General features: G+C 71.5%; 13 protein-coding genes. All 13 read left to right on the plus strand.

The features are described from left to right. Positions 1-22 precede the first annotated feature (22 nt). The 13 genes from ACRWNP_RS21860 to ACRWNP_RS21920 all read left to right on the plus strand — a co-directional run bounded on the left by ACRWNP_RS21860 (position 23) and on the right by ACRWNP_RS21920 (position 19,708). On the plus strand, positions 23-358 hold the full coding sequence (locus tag ACRWNP_RS21860) for a DUF4233 domain-containing protein (RefSeq protein ID WP_431963869.1): 336 nt from the start codon (positions 23-25) through the stop codon (positions 356-358). 95 nt (positions 359-453) lie between these two features. Continuing rightward, complete coding sequence (gene ndk / locus ACRWNP_RS21865; RefSeq protein WP_431963871.1) at positions 454-867, plus strand: nucleoside-diphosphate kinase; 414 nt, start codon at positions 454-456, stop codon at positions 865-867. Between the two features lie 315 nt (positions 868-1,182). Continuing rightward, the gene (locus ACRWNP_RS21870) at positions 1,183-2,202 is read left to right on the plus strand and encodes a rod shape-determining protein (protein WP_361797330.1); all 1,020 of its coding nucleotides are present in this window, start codon (positions 1,183-1,185) and stop codon (positions 2,200-2,202) included. Positions 2,203-2,324: 122 nt separating this feature from the next. Further along, positions 2,325-3,272, plus strand: coding sequence for a rod shape-determining protein MreC (mreC, locus tag ACRWNP_RS21875; protein ID WP_431963873.1), 948 nt, complete (start codon positions 2,325-2,327; stop codon positions 3,270-3,272). Beyond that, a complete protein-coding gene (gene mreD / locus ACRWNP_RS21880) occupies positions 3,269-3,877 on the plus strand; it encodes a rod shape-determining protein MreD (RefSeq protein ID WP_431963875.1) in 609 nt (202 codons plus the stop codon). Before mreC ends, mreD begins: the two co-directional genes overlap by 4 nt. Beyond that, positions 3,874-6,084 carry a penicillin-binding protein 2 gene (gene mrdA, locus ACRWNP_RS21885; protein ID WP_431963877.1) on the plus strand — a complete coding sequence of 737 codons (2,211 nt, stop codon included), beginning with the start codon at positions 3,874-3,876 and terminating at the stop codon, positions 6,082-6,084. Before mreD ends, mrdA begins: the two co-directional genes overlap by 4 nt. Then, positions 6,081-7,277, plus strand: coding sequence for a rod shape-determining protein RodA (rodA, locus tag ACRWNP_RS21890; RefSeq protein WP_431963879.1), 1,197 nt, complete (start codon positions 6,081-6,083; stop codon positions 7,275-7,277). The genes mrdA and rodA overlap by 4 nt, the downstream gene beginning before the upstream one ends. A gap of 59 nt (positions 7,278-7,336) precedes the next feature. Beyond that, entirely contained in the window at positions 7,337-8,872 is a 1,536-nt protein-coding gene (locus ACRWNP_RS21895) for a CHAD domain-containing protein (RefSeq protein ID WP_431963881.1), read from the plus strand. A 137-nt stretch (positions 8,873-9,009) separates the two neighbouring features. Further along, complete coding sequence (locus ACRWNP_RS21900; RefSeq protein WP_431963883.1) at positions 9,010-10,935, plus strand: TIGR03960 family B12-binding radical SAM protein; 1,926 nt, start codon at positions 9,010-9,012, stop codon at positions 10,933-10,935. A 2-nt stretch (positions 10,936-10,937) separates the two neighbouring features. Further along, positions 10,938-11,126, plus strand: coding sequence for a hypothetical protein (locus tag ACRWNP_RS21905; RefSeq protein ID WP_431963885.1), 189 nt, complete (start codon positions 10,938-10,940; stop codon positions 11,124-11,126). A 2,251-nt stretch (positions 11,127-13,377) separates the two neighbouring features. After that, positions 13,378-14,484 carry a hypothetical protein gene (locus ACRWNP_RS21910; protein ID WP_431963887.1) on the plus strand — a complete coding sequence of 369 codons (1,107 nt, stop codon included), beginning with the start codon at positions 13,378-13,380 and terminating at the stop codon, positions 14,482-14,484. A gap of 101 nt (positions 14,485-14,585) precedes the next feature. Continuing rightward, on the plus strand, positions 14,586-15,359 hold the full coding sequence (locus ACRWNP_RS21915) for a TIGR03936 family radical SAM-associated protein (RefSeq protein WP_431963889.1): 774 nt from the start codon (positions 14,586-14,588) through the stop codon (positions 15,357-15,359). Between the two features lie 218 nt (positions 15,360-15,577). After that, positions 15,578-19,708, plus strand: a complete 4,131-nt coding sequence (locus ACRWNP_RS21920) for an Rne/Rng family ribonuclease (protein WP_431963891.1) — start codon at positions 15,578-15,580, stop codon at positions 19,706-19,708. Positions 19,709-19,804 lie beyond the last annotated feature (96 nt).

Raw genomic sequence — 19,804 nt, forward strand, 5'->3', positions numbered from 1 at the left:
AGCGGGAAGCGAAGCCAAGCGGATGCGGACCCTGTGCGCGAGCACCCTGATCGGTGAGTTCTTCGTGATCGGCTTCGCCGGTCTGGTGGCCATGAAGCAGCCGGGTCTGACGGCCGGCACGGTGTGGGCGGTCAGCGGCGTCGCCATGGCCCTGTGCGTGCTGCTGTGCGGCATGCTCGGGCGGCGCGGCGCTCTGGCCGTCGGCTGGCTGCTGCAGGCCGGGCTGATCGTGAGCGGCTTCGTCGTCCCGGTGATGTTCTTCCTCGGCGCGGTCTTCGCCGCCCTGTGGTGGGCCGCCGGCCACTTCGGCCGGAAGGTCGACGAGGCCAAGGCGGCGCGCGCCGCGCAGCCGGCCTGATCGCGTACGCCGTACCCGGGCCGAGGGGGTGCCGTGGGTCGTGGAGATCCCCGGTAATGTCGTCGTACCCGCATCCCGCACATAGGAGTCACACCGTGTCCCAGCGCACCCTCGTCCTTCTCAAGCCGGACGCCGTACGTCGCGGCCTGGTCGGCGAGATCCTCGGCCGCATCGAGCGCAAGGCGGGCTGGAGCATCACCGCGCTGGAGTTGCGCACGCTCGACCGCGCGATCCTCGAACAGCACTACGCCGAGCACGTCGGCCGGCCCTTCTACGAGCCGCTGGTGGAGTTCATGGCCTCCGGTCCGGCTGTCGCGCTGGTCGTCGAGGGCGAGCGGGTCATCGAGGGGCTGCGCGCGCTGGCCGGCCCGACCGACCCGATCGCCGCCGCCCCCGGCTCGATCCGCGGCGACTTCGGCACCATCGTCCGGGAGAACCTGATCCACGCCTCCGACTCCGAGGAGTCCGCCGAGCGCGAGATCAAGATCTTCTTCCCGGGACTGGCCTGATTCTCGGCGGCGGTTCGCCCCGAATTCACCGCTGACGCCCGATCAGCTCAACGGGCGGCCGGAAATTTCCCGGCCGCCCGAAGGCATATGCCGGGGGTTCGGGGGAACCAATTCCGCCGACACAGCGTCACCATTGCTGAGGACAGCTGTGTGTTCTGATGACAATGGCGGCGGAACCCTGATCCCGTGCCCTGGCCGGCGCGACTACGATGGAATCTCCGCACCTCCGGCTCAGCGCACAGCAGCGCACCCGCCGTGCTCACCCCCACATCGCTCCAGCTCGGGAAGGCCAGACGTATCCTCATGGCGAACAACATGTCGTTCATCGGCCGTGACATGGCTGTCGACCTCGGCACCGCCAACACGCTGGTGTACGTCAGGGGTCGCGGGATCGTCCTCAACGAGCCATCCGTCGTCGCCATCAACACCAATACGGGCGGCATTCTGGCGGTCGGCTCCGAAGCGAAGAAGATGATCGGCCGGACCCCCGGCAACATCGTCGCGGTCCGTCCTCTCAAGGACGGGGTGATCGCGGACTTCGAGATCACCGAGCGCATGCTGCGCTACTTCATCCTCAAGATCCACAAGCGTCGCTACCTGGCACGTCCCCGCGTCGTGGTCTGCGTCCCCTCCGGCATCACCGGGGTCGAGCGCCGCGCCGTCATCGAGGCCGCCACCCAGGCCGGCGCGCGCCAGGTGCACATCATCGAGGAGCCCATGGCCGCCGCGATCGGCGCCGGGCTCCCGGTGCACGAGGCGACCGGCAACATGGTCGTCGACATCGGCGGCGGCACCACCGAGGTCGCCGTCATCTCGCTCGGCGGCATCGTCACGGCGCAGTCGATCAGGGTGGCCGGTGACGAGCTGGACAACGCGATCATCCAGCACATCAAGAAGGAGTACAGCCTCCTGCTGGGCGAGCGCACCGCGGAATCCATCAAGCTCACCATCGGCTCGGCCTTCGCGGCCGACAACGAGGAGCACACCGAGATCCGCGGTCGTGACCTGGTCTCCGGCCTGCCCAAGACGGTGGTCATCTCCGCCGCCGAGGTGCGCAAGGCCATCGAGGAGCCGGTCAACGCCATCGTCGACGCGGTCAAGACGACCCTCGACAAGTGCCCGCCCGAGCTGTCCGGCGACATCATGGACCGCGGCATCGTCCTGGCCGGCGGCGGCGCGCTGCTGCGCGGCCTGGACGAGCGGCTGCGCCACGAGACCGGCATGCCGATCCACATCGCCGAGTCCCCGCTGGACTGCGTGGCCCTCGGCGCCGGCAAGTGCGTCGAGGAGTTCGAGGCACTGCAGCAGGTCTTGGACGCGCAGCCGCGCAGATGAGTCCTCACGATCCGTCGTACGGGTGAAGTCCCGCCCGTACGCCGGCTCGTTCTACTTCCCGGGACGGCCCATCGGGCCCACGGGCTCACACGCTCTGACGAGGAAGGCACGGACTGGCCCCCGTGAGGGACACACGAGAGAGCCGGCTTCTGCTGGTGCTGCTGGTGGCGATCGCTTTCGCGCTTATCACCGTCGACATCCGCGGCGGTGAGGACTCACCGCTGGACGGCGCCCGGTCCGCCGCGGCCGCCGTCTTCGGCCCCGTCGAGGACGGGGTCGCGGCCGCGGTCGACCCGGTGGACAATGCCGTGGACGCGGTACGCGACTCCGGCGACCGCAGCAGCCGCATCAGCGCACTGGAGCGGGAGAACGCCGAGCTCAAGCAGCAGCTCGGCAGCAAGGACGTCACGCGCGAGCGGGCCCGCGAACTCGACAAGCTGCTCAAGCTCGCCGGAGCCGGTCAGTACCGCGTCAAGGGCGCGCAGGTCATCGCGATAGGAGCGGCCCAGGGCTTCTCCTGGACGGTCACCATCGACTCCGGCGCCAACGACGGCATCCAGCGCGACATGACAGTGGTCAACGGGGACGGCCTGGTCGGCCGGGTCACCACCGTCGGCCCCTCCACCTCGACCGTCCTGCTCGCCTGCGACCCGGACTTCACGGTCGGCACGCGGCTGGAGAAGTCCTCGGAGCTCGGCTTCGCCACCGGTCAGGGCAACCGGCCGATGCGGGTGCAGCTCCTCAACGGCAAGGCCCACGTGAAGAAGGGCGCCCGGCTGGTCACCTTCGGCTCGCAGGCGGACAAGCCGTTCGTCCCCGGCGTGCCGGTCGGCACGGTCGCCAAAGTCGACCGCGCGGGCGGCGGCCTCACCCGTACGGTGGAGGTCACCCCGTTCGTCGGCTTCACCAAGCTCGACATCGTCGGCGTCGTCGTCCAGGGCCCGCGCAAGGACCCGCGTGACTCGGTGCTCCCCGCCGGCCCGAAGCCGGTCCCGACGGTCACCGTCACGGCGACGCCCAGTGGGAGCCCCTCCCAGTCCTCCCTCTACGGACAGGAGGAGGTCCGATGAAGCGCGCTCTGCTCGCCACCGGCCTCGTGGTCGCCGGCATGGTCGTCCAGGTGTGCGTCCTGGCCCGCCTCCACCTGCCCGGCGCCGTCCCCGACCTGCTGCTGCTCGTCGTCCTCGGCCTCGCACTGACGTACGGTCACGTGGCCGGCTGCCTCATCGGCTTCGGCGCCGGCCTGCTCGCCGACCTCGCGCCGCCCGCCGACCACGCCGCGGGCCGCTACGCCCTCGTGCTGTGCGTCGTCGGCTACGTCGCGGGCCTGGTCAAGCCCGACGGCGGGCAGTTGCGGTCGGCCACCCGGCCGATGCTGGTCGTGGTCGGCGCCGCCATCGGCTCCACGGTGCTGTACGCGGCCGTGGGCGCCCTCGTCGGCGACACCGCTGCCCAGCACGTGGGCCTGGGCAAGCTGCTGTTCACCGCCGCCGTGTACGACCTGCTGCTCGCGCCGTTCACCGTGCCGTGGATCATGGCACTGGCCCGCCGGTTCCAGGGCGACTCGCTCACGGAGGACGCCTCCGGCCCCGGCTTCGGCGCCCGCATCGGCGGCCAGCGCTCGAGCATCCTGGGCAGGGTGGGGAGCGTCGCCAAGGGAGGACGGCGGCTTTGAGCAACATCCCGGAGACGGGGCGGACGCCGCGGGTCACCATCCGGCTGGTGGTTCTGCAGATCCTCGTCCTGTCCCTGCTGTTCACCCTCGGCGGGCGGCTGTGGTTCCTGCAGATCCGCAACGGCCAGGAGTACACGGCGCAGGCCAACAGCAACAACGTGCAGGAGGTCGTCGCGCCCGCCGTCCGCGGGTCGATCCTGGACGACAAGGGCGTGGCGCTCGCCGACAACGAGACCCGGCTGGTGGTCTCCGCGAGCCGCACCGACCTGCTCAAGCAGAAGGACGACGGCAAGGCGGTGCTCACCCGGCTCGCCGACGTGCTGCACATGAAGCCGGAAGAGGTCCTGGGCAAGGTCCGGCTCTGCGACTCGCAGACCCCCAAGCCGTGCTGGAACGGTTCGCCGTACCAGCCGATCCCCATCACCGACGAGGCCACCACCCAGCAGGCGCTGCAGATCATGGAGCGCCGTGAGGACTTCCCCGGCATCACCGCGGAGCCGACCGCGGTGCGCCGCTACACCTCGCCGTTCGGGGCCAACGCCTCCCAGGTCCTCGGCTACCTCTCGCCCGTGACGGACGAGGAGCTGACCGCGGCGGAGAAGAAGGGCCAGTCCCTGCTGCGCTCGGACCAGATCGGCCGCTCCGGCCTGGAGCGCACCTACGACAGCGAACTGCGCGGCAAGGCCGGCGTCACCCGCTACGAGGTGGACAACCTCGGCCGGGTCATCGGCAAGGCGGGCGAGACCGCCGCAGAGCCCGGCAGCCACCTGGTGACCAGCATCGACGCGCGCGTCCAGGCGGTCGCCGAGAAGGAGCTCGCCGAGGCGATGAAGGTCGCCCGGCAGACCTTCGACAAGGTCACCGGCAGCCTCTACAAGGCGGACTCCGGCGCGGTCGTCGTCATGGACGTGCACACCGGCCAGGTCATCGCGATGGCCAGCGCGCCCACGTACGACCCGAACGTCTGGGTAGGCGGCATCTCAGCCAAGGACTACGCCAAGCTGACCGGCAAGAAGTCCAACTTCCCGCTGCTGAACCGGGCCATACAGGGTCAGTCGGCCCCAGGCTCCACCTTCAAGCCGATCTCCACCTCGGCCGCGGTGAGGGCCGGTTACGACATCAACGGGCGCTACCCCTGCCCCTCGTCGATGACCATCGGCGGCCGCGTCTTCAACAACTTCGAAGGGGAGAGCGCGGGCTCCATCACCCTCGCCCACGCCCTGGAGATCTCCTGCGACACCGTCTTCTACGGCCTGTCGTACGACCAGTGGCTGAAGGACGGCGGCACCAAGCCCAAGAAGCACCCCAAGGACTGGTTCTACAAGACCGCCAAGGAGTACGGCCTCGGCTCGGTGACCGGCATCGACCTGCCCTCCGAGGTGCCCGGCCGGATCCCGGACCGGCAGTGGAAGCGGGACTACTACGAGGCCAACAAGGACTACTGGTGCAAGGTCGCCAAGAGCGACAAGCAGGACTACGCGAGCCAGATCGCGCGCGAGAACTGCGTCGACGGCTACGTGATGCGCGCCGGTGACTCCGTCAACTACGCCATCGGACAGGGCGACACCCTCGTCACCCCGATCCAGATGGCGAACATCTACGCGGCCATCTCCAACGGCGGCACCCTCTACCAGCCCACCATCGGCAAGGCGATCATCAGCGCCGACGGCAAGACGGTCACCCGGATCAAGCCGAAGGTCAACGGCAAGGCCCCGGCCACCAAGAAGACGCTGAAGTACATCAACGAGGCCCTCGAGGGCGTCGTCACCCGCGGTACGGCCGCGTGGCGGTTCGGCGGCTGGCCGCAGGACAAGATCCCGCTGCACGCCAAGACCGGTACCGCGGAGGTCGCCGGCAAGCAGACCACCTCGTGGTTCACCACGTACAGCAAGGACTACGCGATCGTCATGACGATCTCCCAGGGCGGTACCGGTTCCGGTGGTTCCGGTCCGGCCGTCCGCAAGATCTACGAGGCGATGTACGGCGTCCAGAAGGACGGGTCGATCGACACCAAGAAGGCGCTGCTCCCGCATCCGCTGACCAAGCTGCCGAAGATCGACTCCGACGGCACCATCCGGGTCACCAAGGCCTCCTGGGCCGACGTGCCGCAGATGCCGTCCGCGCCGCAGGCCACCGTGCAGACGGCCGCCGCGCTGCCCCCGGACCGCACCGGGAAGCTCCTGGCGGGCAGGAGGTACCTGTCATGAGCGCGCACGGCTACGGCGCGCGGCGCTTCACCCCCGAGCGCGGCACCCTGGGCAAACTCCTGGCCCGGGACTCGATACTGCGCCGGATGGACTGGCTGCTGCTCGGCGCCGCCCTCGCGCTGTCCCTGATCGGCACGGCGCTGGTGTTCTCCGCGACGCGCAACCGTACGGAACTCACCCACGGGGACCCGTACTACTTCCTGCTGCGGCACATGCTCAACACCGCCATCGGCTTCGCCCTCGCCGCCGGCACGGTGGCGCTGGGCCACCGCCGGCTGCGGGGCGCGGTGCCGGTGCTCTACGCCGTCTCGGTGCTGCTGGTGACCGCGGTGCTGACGCCGCTGGGCTCCACGGTCAACGGCGCCCACGCGTGGATCGTGCTGGGCGGCGGCTTCTCGCTGCAGCCGTCCGAGTTCACCAAGATCACCATCATCCTGGGCATGGCGATGATGCTGTCCGCCCGGGTCGACGCGGGCGACCGGCTCTTCCCCGACCACCGGACGGTCGCCCAGTCGCTCGGGTTCGCCATACTGCCGATGGCGATCGTCATGCTGATGCCCGACCTCGGCTCGGTCATGGTGATGGCGGTCATCGTGCTCGGCGTGCTGCTGGCCTCCGGCGCCTCCAACCGCTGGGTCCTCGGCCTGATCGCGGCGGGCGCGGGCGGCGCGATCGCGGTCTGGCAGCTCGGCGTCCTGGACCAGTACCAGATCGACCGCTTCGCGGCCTTCGCGAACCCCGCCCTCGACCCCGCGGGTGTCGGCTACAACACCAACCAGGCGCGCATCGCCATCGGCTCCGGCGGACTGCTCGGCAAGGGCCTGTTCGAGGGCAGCCAGACCACGGGGCAGTTCGTACCCGAGCAGCAGACCGACTTCGTCTTCACCGTGGCGGGGGAGGAACTCGGCTTCGTCGGGGCGGCCTTGATCATCGTACTGCTGGGCGTGATCATGTGGCGTGGCTGCCGGATCGCCCGTAACGCCACCGACCTGTACGGCACGATCATCGCGGCGGGCATCGTCGCCTGGTTCGCCTTCCAGTCCTTCGAGAACATCGGGATGACCCTCGGCATCATGCCCGTGGCCGGTCTGCCGCTGCCGTTCGTCTCGTACGGCGGATCCTCGATGTTCGCCGTCTGGATCGCGATCGGGCTGCTGCAGGCCATCCATATGAAACGGCCCATGTCGGCCTGACCCGTCCACCGGGTGACCGCACCATTGCGGCCCGGCGAACCCGCGATTACGTTCCTGACATGGGGAAGCGTGTGGTGGAGACCGAGCGCAAGTACGAGGCCGCCGAGCAGAGTGGTGAGCCCGATCTCGAAGGCCTGCCCGGAGTCGCGGCGGTGCGCGTCCTGGCACCGGCCGAACTGGACGCCGTGTACGTCGACACCTCCGACCTGCGGCTGGCCACCCACCGGATCACGCTGCGCCGCCGCACCGGCGGCGACGACGCGGGCTGGCACCTGAAACTGCCGAGCTCACAGGCCGACACCCGCACCGAGGTGCACGCGCCGCTCGGCAAGCAGGGCCGCAAGGGCGGCCCCAGGGTCCCCAAGTCCCTGCTCGCCGAGGTCGCCGCGATCGTCCGCGACCGGGACCTCGTCCCCGTCGTCCGGCTGCGCAACACCCGCAAGCGGGTGCACCTCGTCGACGCCCAGGGCGCCCCCCTGGTGGAGATCGCCCACGACCAGGTCCGCGCGACCGTCCTCGACCACGGCGACGGATCGGAGAGGGCCTGGACCGAGGTCGAGACCGAACTCCTCGACGGCGACACCGCCCTGCTCGACGCCGTCGAGAAGCGGCTCCGCGCGGCAGGGCTGCGGCGCTCGAAGTCCCCCTCCAAGCTCGCCCGCGCCCTCGGCGAGCGCCTGACCGCCGCACCCGAGCCACCGCAGCCGCCGGCCAAGACCGACACCGCCGGGGACGTCGCCCTGGCCTACATGCACGAGCAGGTCGCCGCGATCACCGGCTGGGACCCGGAGGTCCGCCGCGACGAGCCGGACTCCGTCCACCAGATGCGCGTCTCCACCCGACGGCTGCGCAGCGCCCTCAAGTCCTTCCGCCGCGAACTCGACCGCGGCGTGACCGACCCCATCGGCGACGAACTGAAGTGGCTCGCCGGGGTGCTGGGCCTGGAACGCGACCGCGAGGTCCTCGCCGACCGCCTCCGCGACCGCCTGGCCGAACTGCCGGAAGAACTCGTCACGGAAGTCCTCACCGCGCGCATCGGCGGTGACGCCCCCGTCCACGAGGGCGCCCGCGAGGAGCTGCTGCGCGAACTCGGCGGCGGGCGCTACTTCCGGCTCCTGGACACCCTGGAGTCCCTGCTCGCCGACCCGCCCCTGCTCGACGCGGCCGCGGCCCCCGCGGCCGACGCCGTCGCCAAGGCCGTCAGCCGCGACCACCGGCGGCTGCGCCGGCGCGTCGAGCCGGCCCTGGAGATGGAACCCGGCCACGAGCGTGACCTCGCCCTCCACGACGCCCGCAAGGCCGCCAAACGCGCCCGCTACAGCGGCGAGGCCGCCCAGGCCGTCCCGGCGCTGCGCAAGCCCGCCAAGGAGCACACCAAGCGCATGAAGGCCGTCCAGCAGCTCCTGGGCGAGCACCAGGACAGCGTCATCTGCCGCGAGGCCGTCCTCCGCCTCGCCTCCGACGCCCGCGGGGCCGGCGAGGACACCTTCCCGTACGGCGCGCTCTACCAGCTGGAACGCGACCGCGCCGCCGCGGTCGAGCGGCGACTTCCGAAGGACTGGCCCAGGGCCGACCGCGGCAAGCTGGCCGGTTGAGCCCGCGAGGGCGTTTATTAAGCCCGCGGGGACGACCACCACCAGGCACCCGCCGCCGCGCGGAACGCGGCCGGGAAGCCCGCCGTGACGCGTTACGCTGAATGGTCACCCTTGCCAGCTCACGAAAGACACCTCTGATGCCTGTCGAGTCGGTCTTCCCCCAGCTCGAGGCCCTGCTGCCGCATGTGCAGAAGCCGATCCAGTACGTCGGCGGGGAACTGAACTCCACCGTCAAGCCCTGGGACGAGTGCGACGTTCGTTGGTCCCTGATGTACCCGGACGCCTACGAGGTCGGGCTGCCCAACCAGGGCGTCATGATCCTCTACGAGGTGCTCAACGAGCGCGAGGGGGTCCTCGCGGAGCGCACGTACAGCGTGTGGCCCGACCTCGAGGGGCTCATGCGCGAGCACGGCGTGCCGCAGTTCACCGTGGACGCGCACCGCCCCGTCAAGGCCTTCGACGTGTTCGGCCTCAGCTTCTCCACGGAGCTCGGCTACACCAACATGCTCACGGCCCTGGACCTCGCGGGCATCCCGCTCGAGGCCCGGGACCGCACCGAGGACGACCCGATCGTGCTCGCCGGCGGCCACGCGGCCTTCAACCCGGAGCCCATCGCGGACTTCCTGGACGCCGCCGTGATCGGCGACGGCGAGCAGGCCGTCCTCGAGATCACCGACGTGATCCGCGCCTGGAAGGCCGAGGGCCGCCCCGGCGGCCGCGACGAGCTGCTGTTCCGCCTGGCCCGCACCGGCGGGGTGTACGTGCCGAGGTTCTACGACGTGGAGTACCTGGCCGACGGCCGGATCGCCCGCGTCGTCCCCAACCGGTCCGGCGTGCCGTGGCGGGTGTCCAAGCACACCGTCATGGACCTCGACGAATGGCCGTACCCCAAGCAGCCGCTGGTGCCGCTCGCGGAAACGGTCCACGAGCGCATGTCCGTGGAGATCTTCCGCGGCTGCACGCGGGGCTGCCGCTTCTGCCAGGCCGGCATGATCACCCGCCCGGTGCGCGAGCGCAGCATCACCGGCATCGGCGAGATGGTCGACAAGGGCCTGAAGGCCACCGGGTTCGAGGAGGTCGGCCTCCTGTCCCTGTCCTCCGCCGACCACTCCGAGATCGCCGACGTGGCCAAGGGCCTCGCCGACCGGTACGAGGAGGACAAGATCGGCCTGTCCCTCCCCTCCACCCGTGTCGACGCCTTCAACATCGACCTGGCCAACGAGCTGACCCGCAACGGCCGCCGCTCGGGCCTCACCTTCGCCCCCGAGGGCGGATCCGAGCGCATCCGCAAGGTCATCAACAAGATGGTCTCGGAGGAGGACCTGATCCGCACCGTCGCCACCGCCTACGGCAACGGCTGGCGTCAGGTGAAGCTGTACTTCATGTGCGGTCTGCCCACCGAGACCGACGAGGACGTCCTGCAGATCGCCGACATGGCGAAGAACGTCATCGCCAAGGGCCGCGAGGTCACCGGCCAGAACGACATCCGCGCCACGGTGTCGATCGGCGGCTTCGTGCCCAAGCCGCACACCCCGTTCCAGTGGGCCCCGCAGCTCGGCGTCGAGGAGACCGACGCCCGCCTGGAGAAGCTGCGCGACGCCATCCGCGGCGACCGGAAGTACAGCCGCAACATCGGCTTCCGCTACCACGACGGCAAGCCCGGCATCATCGAGGGCCTGCTCTCCCGCGGCGACCGCCGCGTGGGCGCGGTCATCCGCGCCGTCTACGAGGACGGCGGCCGCTTCGACGGCTGGCGCGAGCACTTCTCCTACGACCGCTGGATCCGCATGTGCGAGAAGGCGCTCCCGGAGCAGGGCGTCGACCTCGCCTGGTACACCACGCGCGAGCGCAGCTACGAGGAGGTGCTGCCCTGGGACCACCTGGACTCCGGCCTGGACAAGGACTGGCTCTGGGAGGACTGGCAGGACGCCCTCGACGAGACCGAGGTCGAGGACTGCCGCTGGACGCCGTGCTTCGATTGCGGGGTGTGTCCTCAGATGGACACGGCTATACAAATCGGCCCCACCGGCAAGAAGCTGCTCCCGCTCACGGTCAAGAAGTAGTCGTGACCAGCGGCGATGCCATCCAGTGGATGGCTGAGGCGCTTGCCGAGGTACCCGAGGCGGACCGCGCCGAAGCCCTTCGAGGGCTCGGAGTGAAGGAGCGCGAGCAGGCACCCCGCCCCACGCGGCGTTCGCCGCTCCCCGCCCCTCGGCAGGACTCGGGCATCGTCTCGGCGGTCGAGTGGGTGTAGGCGAAGAGAGGTGTTCGGACGATCCGGTCCGGGCGCCTCTCGGCGTTTCCAGGGTCCTGTTCATGCGACAACGCGCATGGGCGCGTTCCCGCATGGACGACGTGTCCACCTCCCTCGTACGGTCGCGAGAGGGGGTTCAGCATGGCGCGCGGAGAACTCCCACGGCTCACCGGCAGCACCGACGGCGGCGACTGCGGGCAGGGGGACTGCCCGAACGTCCACCGCGCCGCCTCCGGCTCGTTCGTCGTGCAGGGCGACGTCTCCACCGTCTCTGGCCCCGCGGACGAAGAGTGGGGCGGTGAGGCGACTCAGGACCCTGGCCGCGGCGGGTGTCCGCATCGGTGGGGCGCCGTTCCCCGCCGGCCAGGAACTGCCGGGCTCGGACTGACTCCCGGGCCAAGGCGCGCGTCAGCAGCCGTCACGTCACATGATGTGCGGGCGCCGACAGCGCGCAGCAGCTCCCGGCTCGGCTCATCTCGCCAGCGCTTGCCGTCACTTCGGGAACGACATTTCGTCGGTTCCCCGTCGGCGGCGAAGGGGTGGGGGATGACCTCCCCAGTGCAACGAGGCGGACCGCCACGTCCTGGCAGTCAGGATTTCGCCGCGGCGATTCACGTCAGCAAGTATGGCGCAGGTAGCAGATTCGCTGTGCCGACACCGGGCCGGGGACAGCGCGCACTTCGAACCTGAACTGCCCCGGGGCGGTCGCGTACGAGCCCCTGTTCATCTGGGGAGCATTTGCGGGCGGCGTTGGATTCGCATAATGCAGGACCACGAGCGTGCCGGAGCTCTGGAAGATCCTGTTGTCCCCCGGCCATGTCCTGCTGCATGACGCGCTGCCAGTGGGCCGCCAGCACGCGAACGCGCCGTTATGGGTGCCGGCCGGCGACCTGTAGGCGATAAAGGGCCCAGGGCAATAGGTCACGCCTGCCCTGGTGGGACATGGCTGATTGCTGTACCTGTGGAACGAATTGAGTTGCCAATTCGTCCTCTTCGGCGTTGGGCATCCTGCACTCTGGGGCTGGTAGCAGACCCAGAATTCCTGGACAGTGGGCCTCCTCGTGTTGGCAGGCCAGACTCCCACGTGAGCGATCTTGAGGCCCACACCGGGTCGCGCCTCGAGCAAGAGGGCATTGTGGACCCGGAAATACGGCCTCCCCGGAATCCGGTAAATGACCGCCACGCCTGCCGAAGGAGCCCTTGGGGCCGCGGCTGCCACGTTCGCGACGTCAGCGGGACGGCTTGCCGCGGGGCTCAGTGGCAGGGCGGGTGCCGCAGCGGCGGCGGCGAGAAGCAGGGTGAGTATTGCGGTACGGGCCAGGCGGCCTGCGTGTACGAACATGGGACATCCTTTGCTGATGTCTGGCTTTGGTGTGGACGGATCTGGCGGGCTCGACCATCGGCCAATCTGTAGAGGCCGGCGTCAGGGGCGGCTCAGGGGAGTGCCCGGCACTCAGGTGGACCCTTGGCTGCAGGCTGCTGCCGCATTGAATGCCTTGCATTCAATGCGGCTGATGGTGCACGCCCCTTCTCGGTGATCAGGTTCCCGTAGAGCACGTCGAGATCGATCCGGTCTCCTGAGCTCCGACTGTCACCGGTGAACGCGTTCCCTCGTGGTACTGGGCCTGGCGGGGCTTTCGGTTGTGGGGACCGGAGCCCCCGAAGTGGCGCGGGTCTGCTCGGGTCCGCTCCCGTCACCGCCGGAAGACCTCTGATGGGCCACGCGAATCTCTTGGCACGCCAGTCGAGGTGACACGGTTCGAGTCGGACATGCTCGCGCTACTCCTGTTCTGCGGTCCCTGGGCCCGCATGGCCCATGCAGCCCCCTCTTCTGATCGGTGGTGAAGGTTTGCCACAACCAACCGGGCGATTACCTGAAAACCCGAAAGATCAGCCACCTGGATCAGCAGGTTTACGGCGAACGGGTCCACCGCCCCTCGGCCGCCCTCGGCAGGGCCCCCTGCGATCAGTCGACCAGGATCACGCTCACACGCGGAGCCGACGGGAACGGGCGTCACCGGTACTTCAGCTCAGGAGCGTGCGGCGTACCCGAGGCCCCCGCCGCACGGCACGCAGAGAGTCCTCCTCGTGCGTACGGGAGAGGCGAACAATCGTCAGGCGGCGTCGCGCACGGCGGTTGACGTCAGGGCCGGGGGCGCGTCGTCCTCCCGCTCCGCCCGTGGGGAAGCCGGGGCGTCGGCGGTTCGGCCGACGGGAGAGGAAGGCGGGCTTCCGGGCGTAACGTTCGGGCATGCGGGAACGGGGGAGCGCCGGTGGATACGGCGGAAACGGGGACGGCTGTCTGACGGTGGCGATCAGGATGCCGGCGCGGATCGTCGCGCTGGTGGTCGTGCTTCCGCTGCGCATGGCGTGGGACGTGCTGACACTGGCGGGCCGGGCGCTGGGCCGGTTCGGCAGGTGGCTGGTCCGGGTGCTGATGGTGGTGCCGGCGGTGGCGGTGTGGCGGTATGTGCTGGCGCCGGTGGGGCGGGCCGTCGTCGTCGCCGTGGCGTGGGCGGTCTCCGTGCTGGTGGTGGTGCCCGCGGTGGCGGTGTGGCGGTACGTGCTGGCGCCGGCGGGGCGGGCCGTGGTGTGGGCGGTGCGGGGGCTGGTCCGGTACACGGTGGTGGTGCCGGCGGTGGCGGTGTGGCGGTATGTGCTGGCGCCGGTGGGGCGGGCCGTCGTCGTCGCCGTGGCGTGGGCGGTCTCCGTGCTGGTGGTGGTGCCGGCGGTGGCGCTGTGGCAATACGTGCTCGTCCCGTTGGGGCGGGCGGCCGGCGCGGGGGCGGTGTGGGCGGTCCGGACGCTGCTGGTGGTGCCCGTGGCAGCGCTGTACCGCCATGTCCTGGTACCGCTGGCGGCCGGGGCGGTGTGGCTGGCCCGGTGGGCGGTCCGGGTGCTCGTCGTGGTTCCGGCGGTAGCGGTGTACCGCTACGTCCTGGTCCCGTCGGCCGTGGCGGTGGCGTGGCTGGTGCGGTGGGTGGTCGCGACCCCGCTGCTCCTCCTGTGGCGCCGGGTGCTCGTTCCGGTCGCCCTGGAGGTCCGGGACGCCCTGCTGGTGGCCTGGCGCGTGGCGGGTCACGTGTCGCGGGCCGCGGGGCGGGCACTGAAATGGCTGGCCACCACGGTCCTGGTGGTTCCGGTGGCCTGGGCGTGGCGCGCCTTGGTGCTGCCCGTGTGGCGGCCGGTACGGCGGGCGGCTGCCGACGCGGGCCGGGCGGTGTGCGAGGCCCTGGCCGCGGTGCGGGAGACCGTGCGCGGCCTGCGCGCCGATCTGCGCACCGCGTTGACCGGCGCGCCGCGACCGTTGGAGCGCGGCGGGCGCCGTGCGGAACCGGAAGGCCGCGACCCCCAGTAATCTGGAAGACACAAGCAACCCCGTCCGGGGTGACCAGACGCACGAGGGACTGAACGACACTGGGCAAGCGACAGCCCGAAGGCCCGCCGCCCGCACCCGCGGTGCAGCGCATCCGACTGCGCTACACCAAGCGCGGCCGCCTCCGGTTCACCAGCCACCGCGACTTCCAGCGCGCATTCGAGCGGGCGTTGCGCCGCGCCGAGGTGCCCATGGCGTACTCGGCGGGCTTCACCCCGCACCCCAAGGTCTCGTACGCCAACGCCGCACCCACCGGCGTGGCGAGCGAGGCCGAGTACCTGGAGATCGCGCTCACCGAGGCACGTGAGCCGGAGAAGCTGCGCCTGCTGCTGGACGAGTCACTGCCGGCCGGCCTCGACGTGGTCGAGGCCGTGGAGGCCCGTACGTCGGGTCTCGCCGAGCGGCTGGAGGCGTCCGTGTGGCAGCTGCGGCTGGACGGTGTGGAGCACGCCGCGGCCGAGCGGGCCGTGGCGGCGTTCCTGGCCGCCGGGGCCGTCGAGGTCCAGCGGATGACGAAGAACGGCGTGCGGACTTTCGACGCGCGCCAGGCCGTGACCCGGCTCGAAGCGGTCGATCCGCAGGTGGCCGGGGCCAAGGACGGCATTCTCGAACAGGATGCCGATAGGCCGGCACCAGCAGCTTGTGCGATACTGCGGCTGGTTGTTCGGCATGTGACACCTGCCGTACGACCCGACGACGTCCTGTCCGGCCTCCGCGCGGTGGCCGACCTCGCGCCGCCGGTCCCCGTTGCGGTGACCAGGCTGGCGCAGGGGCCGCTCGACGAGGAGACCGGCACGGTGACCGATCCGCTCGCGCCCGACCGCGATGCCGCGACGGTGCCGGAGGGCTCCGCCTAGGACCGTCGTCGTGGTGCGGCCGACGCATCTGGGGAAACCCGGGTCCGGCAGCACACATCAGACGAGACTTTCGTCGGCCCGTCAGGTCGGTGCCGACGAGCGATACGACAGCTCCCGTGTGGCGCCCGCGCCCCCGGGCGGCGGAACCGCGATGACGCGGACCGCCGCGAACCGGACAAGGACGCGGCGCCCGGGAGCGTGACGGGAGAAATGCCCGCATGCTCGAGCACAACGAGCCGAACGAGGCGCCCGAGAACGGCGCCACTGAAGCCGCCTCCGGCGGCACCGACACCGAGGCGACGGCCGCTCCGCGCCGCCGTCGCCGAGCGGCCAGCCGCCCCGCGGGACCGCCCGCGGCCGGCGAGGCCGCCCAGGACGTGATGTCCGGCGTCCCCGCGGGGGCTGCCGAGTCGCCGGCCATACCGGCCGAAACGCCTTCCGCCGAGTCCGAGGCGGAGCCTGCCCCGCCGCGCACCCGCCGCCGGGCGACCCGCAAGGCCGCCGCCCCGGAGCCGCAGCCGGCCGGGTCCGTGGAGGAGACGGCCGAGGCCGCCCCCGCCCCGGCCCGCCGCCGCGCGCCGCGGAAGGCCACCGCTCCCGCGGCGGCCGTCGAGGCCCCCGCCGCGCAGACTTCTGCCACCGAGACCTCCGGGGCGGAGCAGGCCGAGGAGCCGGCGGCTCCGGCCCGTACCCGTCGCCGTGCCACGCGGAAGGTGGCCAGCCCCGAGGCGGCCCCGGCCGCCGAGGAGACGGCCGGCCCCGCGGCCGCCGCCGACACGCAGGCCAAGGAACTCCAGGCCGACCTGCCGCTGCACGCCGAGGCCGCCGCCGGGGTGGAGCAGGCCGAGCAGCCGGCGGCTCCGGCGCGCACCCGTCGCCGTGCCACGCGCAAGGTGGCCAGCCCCGAGCCGGCCGAGGCCACGGCCGTGGCCGCCGCCGACGCGCCCGCGAAGGCCCTGCAGGAGGAGCCCGCGGAGCGGCCGAAGCGGAGGAAGGCCGAGCAGCCGCAGGCCGAGAAGACCAGGAGCACCCGTTCGCGCCGGCGTACGGCTCCGGCCGCCTCCTTCCTCGCCGCCGACGACGGTTCGCGCCGTCTGAAGCCGGGCGCGCTCGCGCCGCGTGACGAGGCGGAGACCGAGGCCGGGGCCGCCGAGGGCGGTGCCCCGGAGCAGCGCACCTACACCGCCAAGGCTGTCCCGGACGGCTCCGGCTGGGCCGTCGAGGTCGAGGACGCCTACGAGATCCGTGGCTACGGCGACACCGTCGAGAAGGCCCGCGTCGCCGCGGTCGCGGCCGTCGCGGAGGCGTTCGGCGTCCCCGAGGACGCCATCGTCGTCGAGGTCCGGGAGGCACAGGGTGCCGAGCCCGAGGCCGGTCCGGAAGCCGAGGTCGGCCCGGAAGCCGAGGCCGAGCCCGCTCCCACGCGTGGCCGTCGCCGGGTCGTGCGGCCGCCCATGGCTGTCTTCCAGGCACCGGTGTTCCAGGCCCCTGCCCCGGCTCAGGCCGGGCAGCCCGCGGAGCACGAGGAGCCGGAGGAGCACGAGGCCGAGGCCGAGGCGGAGGCCGAGGAGTACGCCGGCGCGCGTCGGCGTCGTCGCCGTCGTCGTGGCGAGCCCGTGGAGGCCGTGGAGGCCGCGCAGACGGCCGTGACGGAGCACGCCGACGAGGAGCCCGAGGCCGTCCACGAGGACGAGGGGGAGGCCGGGGCCGAGGAGCACGAGGCCGAGGAGCACGAGGGCGAGGGCGGCGAGCGGACGTCCCGCCGTCGTCGTCGTGGTGGCCGCCGTCGTCGTCGCGGCGAGGCAGCCGACGACGAGGAGAGCGCCGGCGAGGACGAGGAGGCCGAGGGCGAGGGCGCCGCGGACGAGTCCGAGGAGGACGAGCACCAGGACGCGGAGAGCAGCACCAGCCGCCGTCGTCGCCGTCGTCGCCGCCGTGGCGGCGAGGGCACGACCGAGGAGAGCCTGGGCGAGGACGCCCCGGAGCGCACGGTCGTCAAGATCCGTGAGCCGCGCAAGCCGGCCGAGCCGGTCGACGAGGTGCAGTCCATCAAGGGCTCCACCCGTCTCGAGGCCAAGAAGCAGCGGCGCCGCGAGGGCCGCGAGCAGGGCCGCCGGCGTGTGCCGATCATCACCGAGGCCGAGTTCCTGGCCCGCCGCGAGGCGGTCGAGCGCGTCATGGTCGTCCGCGAGAACGGCGACCGGACGCAGATCGGCGTGCTGGAGGACGACGTCCTCGTCGAGCACTACGTCAACAAGGAGCAGGCCACCTCGTACGTCGGCAACGTCTACCTGGGCAAGGTCCAGAACGTGCTCCCGTCCATGGAGGCCGCGTTCGTCGACATCGGCAAGGGCCGCAACGCCGTCCTGTACGCCGGTGAGGTCAACTTCGAGGCGCTGGGCATGGGCAACGGCCCGCGGCGCATCGAGGCGGCCCTCAAGTCCGGCCAGTCGGTGCTGGTCCAGGTCACCAAGGACCCGATCGGCCACAAGGGCGCCCGCCTGACCAGCCAGGTCTCGCTGCCGGGCCGCTATCTGGTCTACGTGCCCGAGGGCTCGATGACCGGCATCAGCCGCAAGCTGCCCGACACCGAGCGCGCCCGGCTGAAGCAGATCCTCAAGAAGATCGTCCCGGAGGACGCGGGCGTCATCGTGCGCACCGCCGCCGAGGGCGCGAGTGAGGACGAGCTGCGCCGTGACGTCGAGCGGCTTCAGGCTCAGTGGGAGGAGATCCAGAAGAAGGCCAAGAGCGGCAACGCCCCGTCGCTGCTCTACGGTGAGCCGGACATGACCGTCCGGGTCGTCCGCGACATCTTCAACGAGGACTTCACCAAGGTCATCGTCAGCGGCGACACCGCCTGGGAGACCATCCACGGCTACGTCTCGCATGTCGCGCCTGACCTGGCCGGGCGGCTGAGCCGCTGGACCTCTGAGGTCGACGTGTTCGCCACCTACCGGATCGACGAGCAGCTGCTGAAGGCGCTGGACCGCAAGGTGTGGCTGCCGAGCGGCGGTTCGCTGGTGATCGACCGGACCGAGGCGATGGTCGTCATCGACGTCAACACCGGCAAGTTCACCGGTCAGGGCGGCAACCTGGAGGAGACGGTCACCAGGAACAACCTGGAGGCGGCCGAGGAGATCGTGCGCCAGCTGCGGCTGCGCGACCTGGGCGGCATCATCGTGATCGACTTCATCGACATGGTGCTGGAGTCCAACCGCGACCTCGTCATGCGCCGGCTGCTGGAGTGCCTGGGCCGGGACCGCACCAAGCACCAGGTGGCCGAGGTCACCTCGCTGGGTCTGGTGCAGATGACCCGCAAGCGGGTCGGCCAGGGCCTGCTGGAGTCCTTCTCCGAGACCTGCGTGCACTGCAACGGCCGCGGCGTCATCGTGCACATGGACCAGGCCACGGCGGCCGGTGGCGGCGGCAAGCGCAAGCGCCGTCGCGGCGGCGCGGGGGAGGAGCCGGCGGCCGCGGAGACGACCGTCGTCACCGAGGCCGAGGAGGCCGCGCAGGAGGCTCCGGAGCTGGAGCCGGTCGTGGTCGCCGAGGCCGAGCTGGTGCCCGCGGTCGGTGGGGACGAGGAGTGGTACGGCAGCCCGGCGGAGGCCGAGGCCGCGGCCGGGCGCCGTTCCCGGCGGCGTGCCTCGCGGCGGGTCACCGCTCCGGTGATCTCACCGGACGCGACGGCCGAGATCGTCACCGTCGTCCCGTCGGTCGCCCCGGTCACCGAGCCTCAGGTGGCGGAGTCCGCGACGCCCACCGTCGTCGAGGCTTCCGTCGTCGTGGGCACCGCCGAGGTCGAGGAGCCCGTCGCACCGGTCCGCGGCCGGCGCCGGGCGACCCGCAAGGCCACCGCGCCGAGCGCCCCCGCCGGTGAGGCGGCCACCGTGGTCGTCCCCGCGGCGGAGACGGCAGTCCCGGCCCCGGCCCCCGAGCCGGAGCCCGTGGCGGAGGTCCAGGAGCCGGCCCCGCCGGTCCGGCGTCGTGCCACGCGCAGGGTGTCCGCCCCCGCGGGCGCGCCGTCCTCCGGCGAGGAGGCCGCGGTCGTGGTCGTCCCGGCCGCCGAGGCGCAGCCGGAGCAGTCCGCGACCGCCGAGGCGCAGCAGGCGGCGGCCGAGGTGGAGACGGGGACCAGCGAGGCTGAGCAGGCGGAGCCGAAGAAGCGGGCACCGCGCAAGACGGCTGCGAAGAAGGCACCGGCCAAGAAGGCCGCCGTCGCCAAGAAGACGGCGGCGAAGAAGACCGTGGCCAAGAAGGCGACGGCCAAGAAGGCGCCGACGAAGAAGGCGACGACGAAGAAGGCCGTCGCCAAGGCCGCAGGCGAGACGCCCACCGACGCGTCGTAGGCTTCCGCCGGCACGAAAGCCGGGCTGTTCTTCCCGCTCGTGGGAAGAACAGCCCGGCGGCCGTGCGGCCGTTGGGCCCTTGGATGTGGCGCTCGT

Origin of the sequence: Actinacidiphila sp. bgisy160 (genome assembly GCF_965342435.1) — a bacterium.
GTDB lineage: Bacteria > Actinomycetota > Actinomycetes > Streptomycetales > Streptomycetaceae > Actinacidiphila.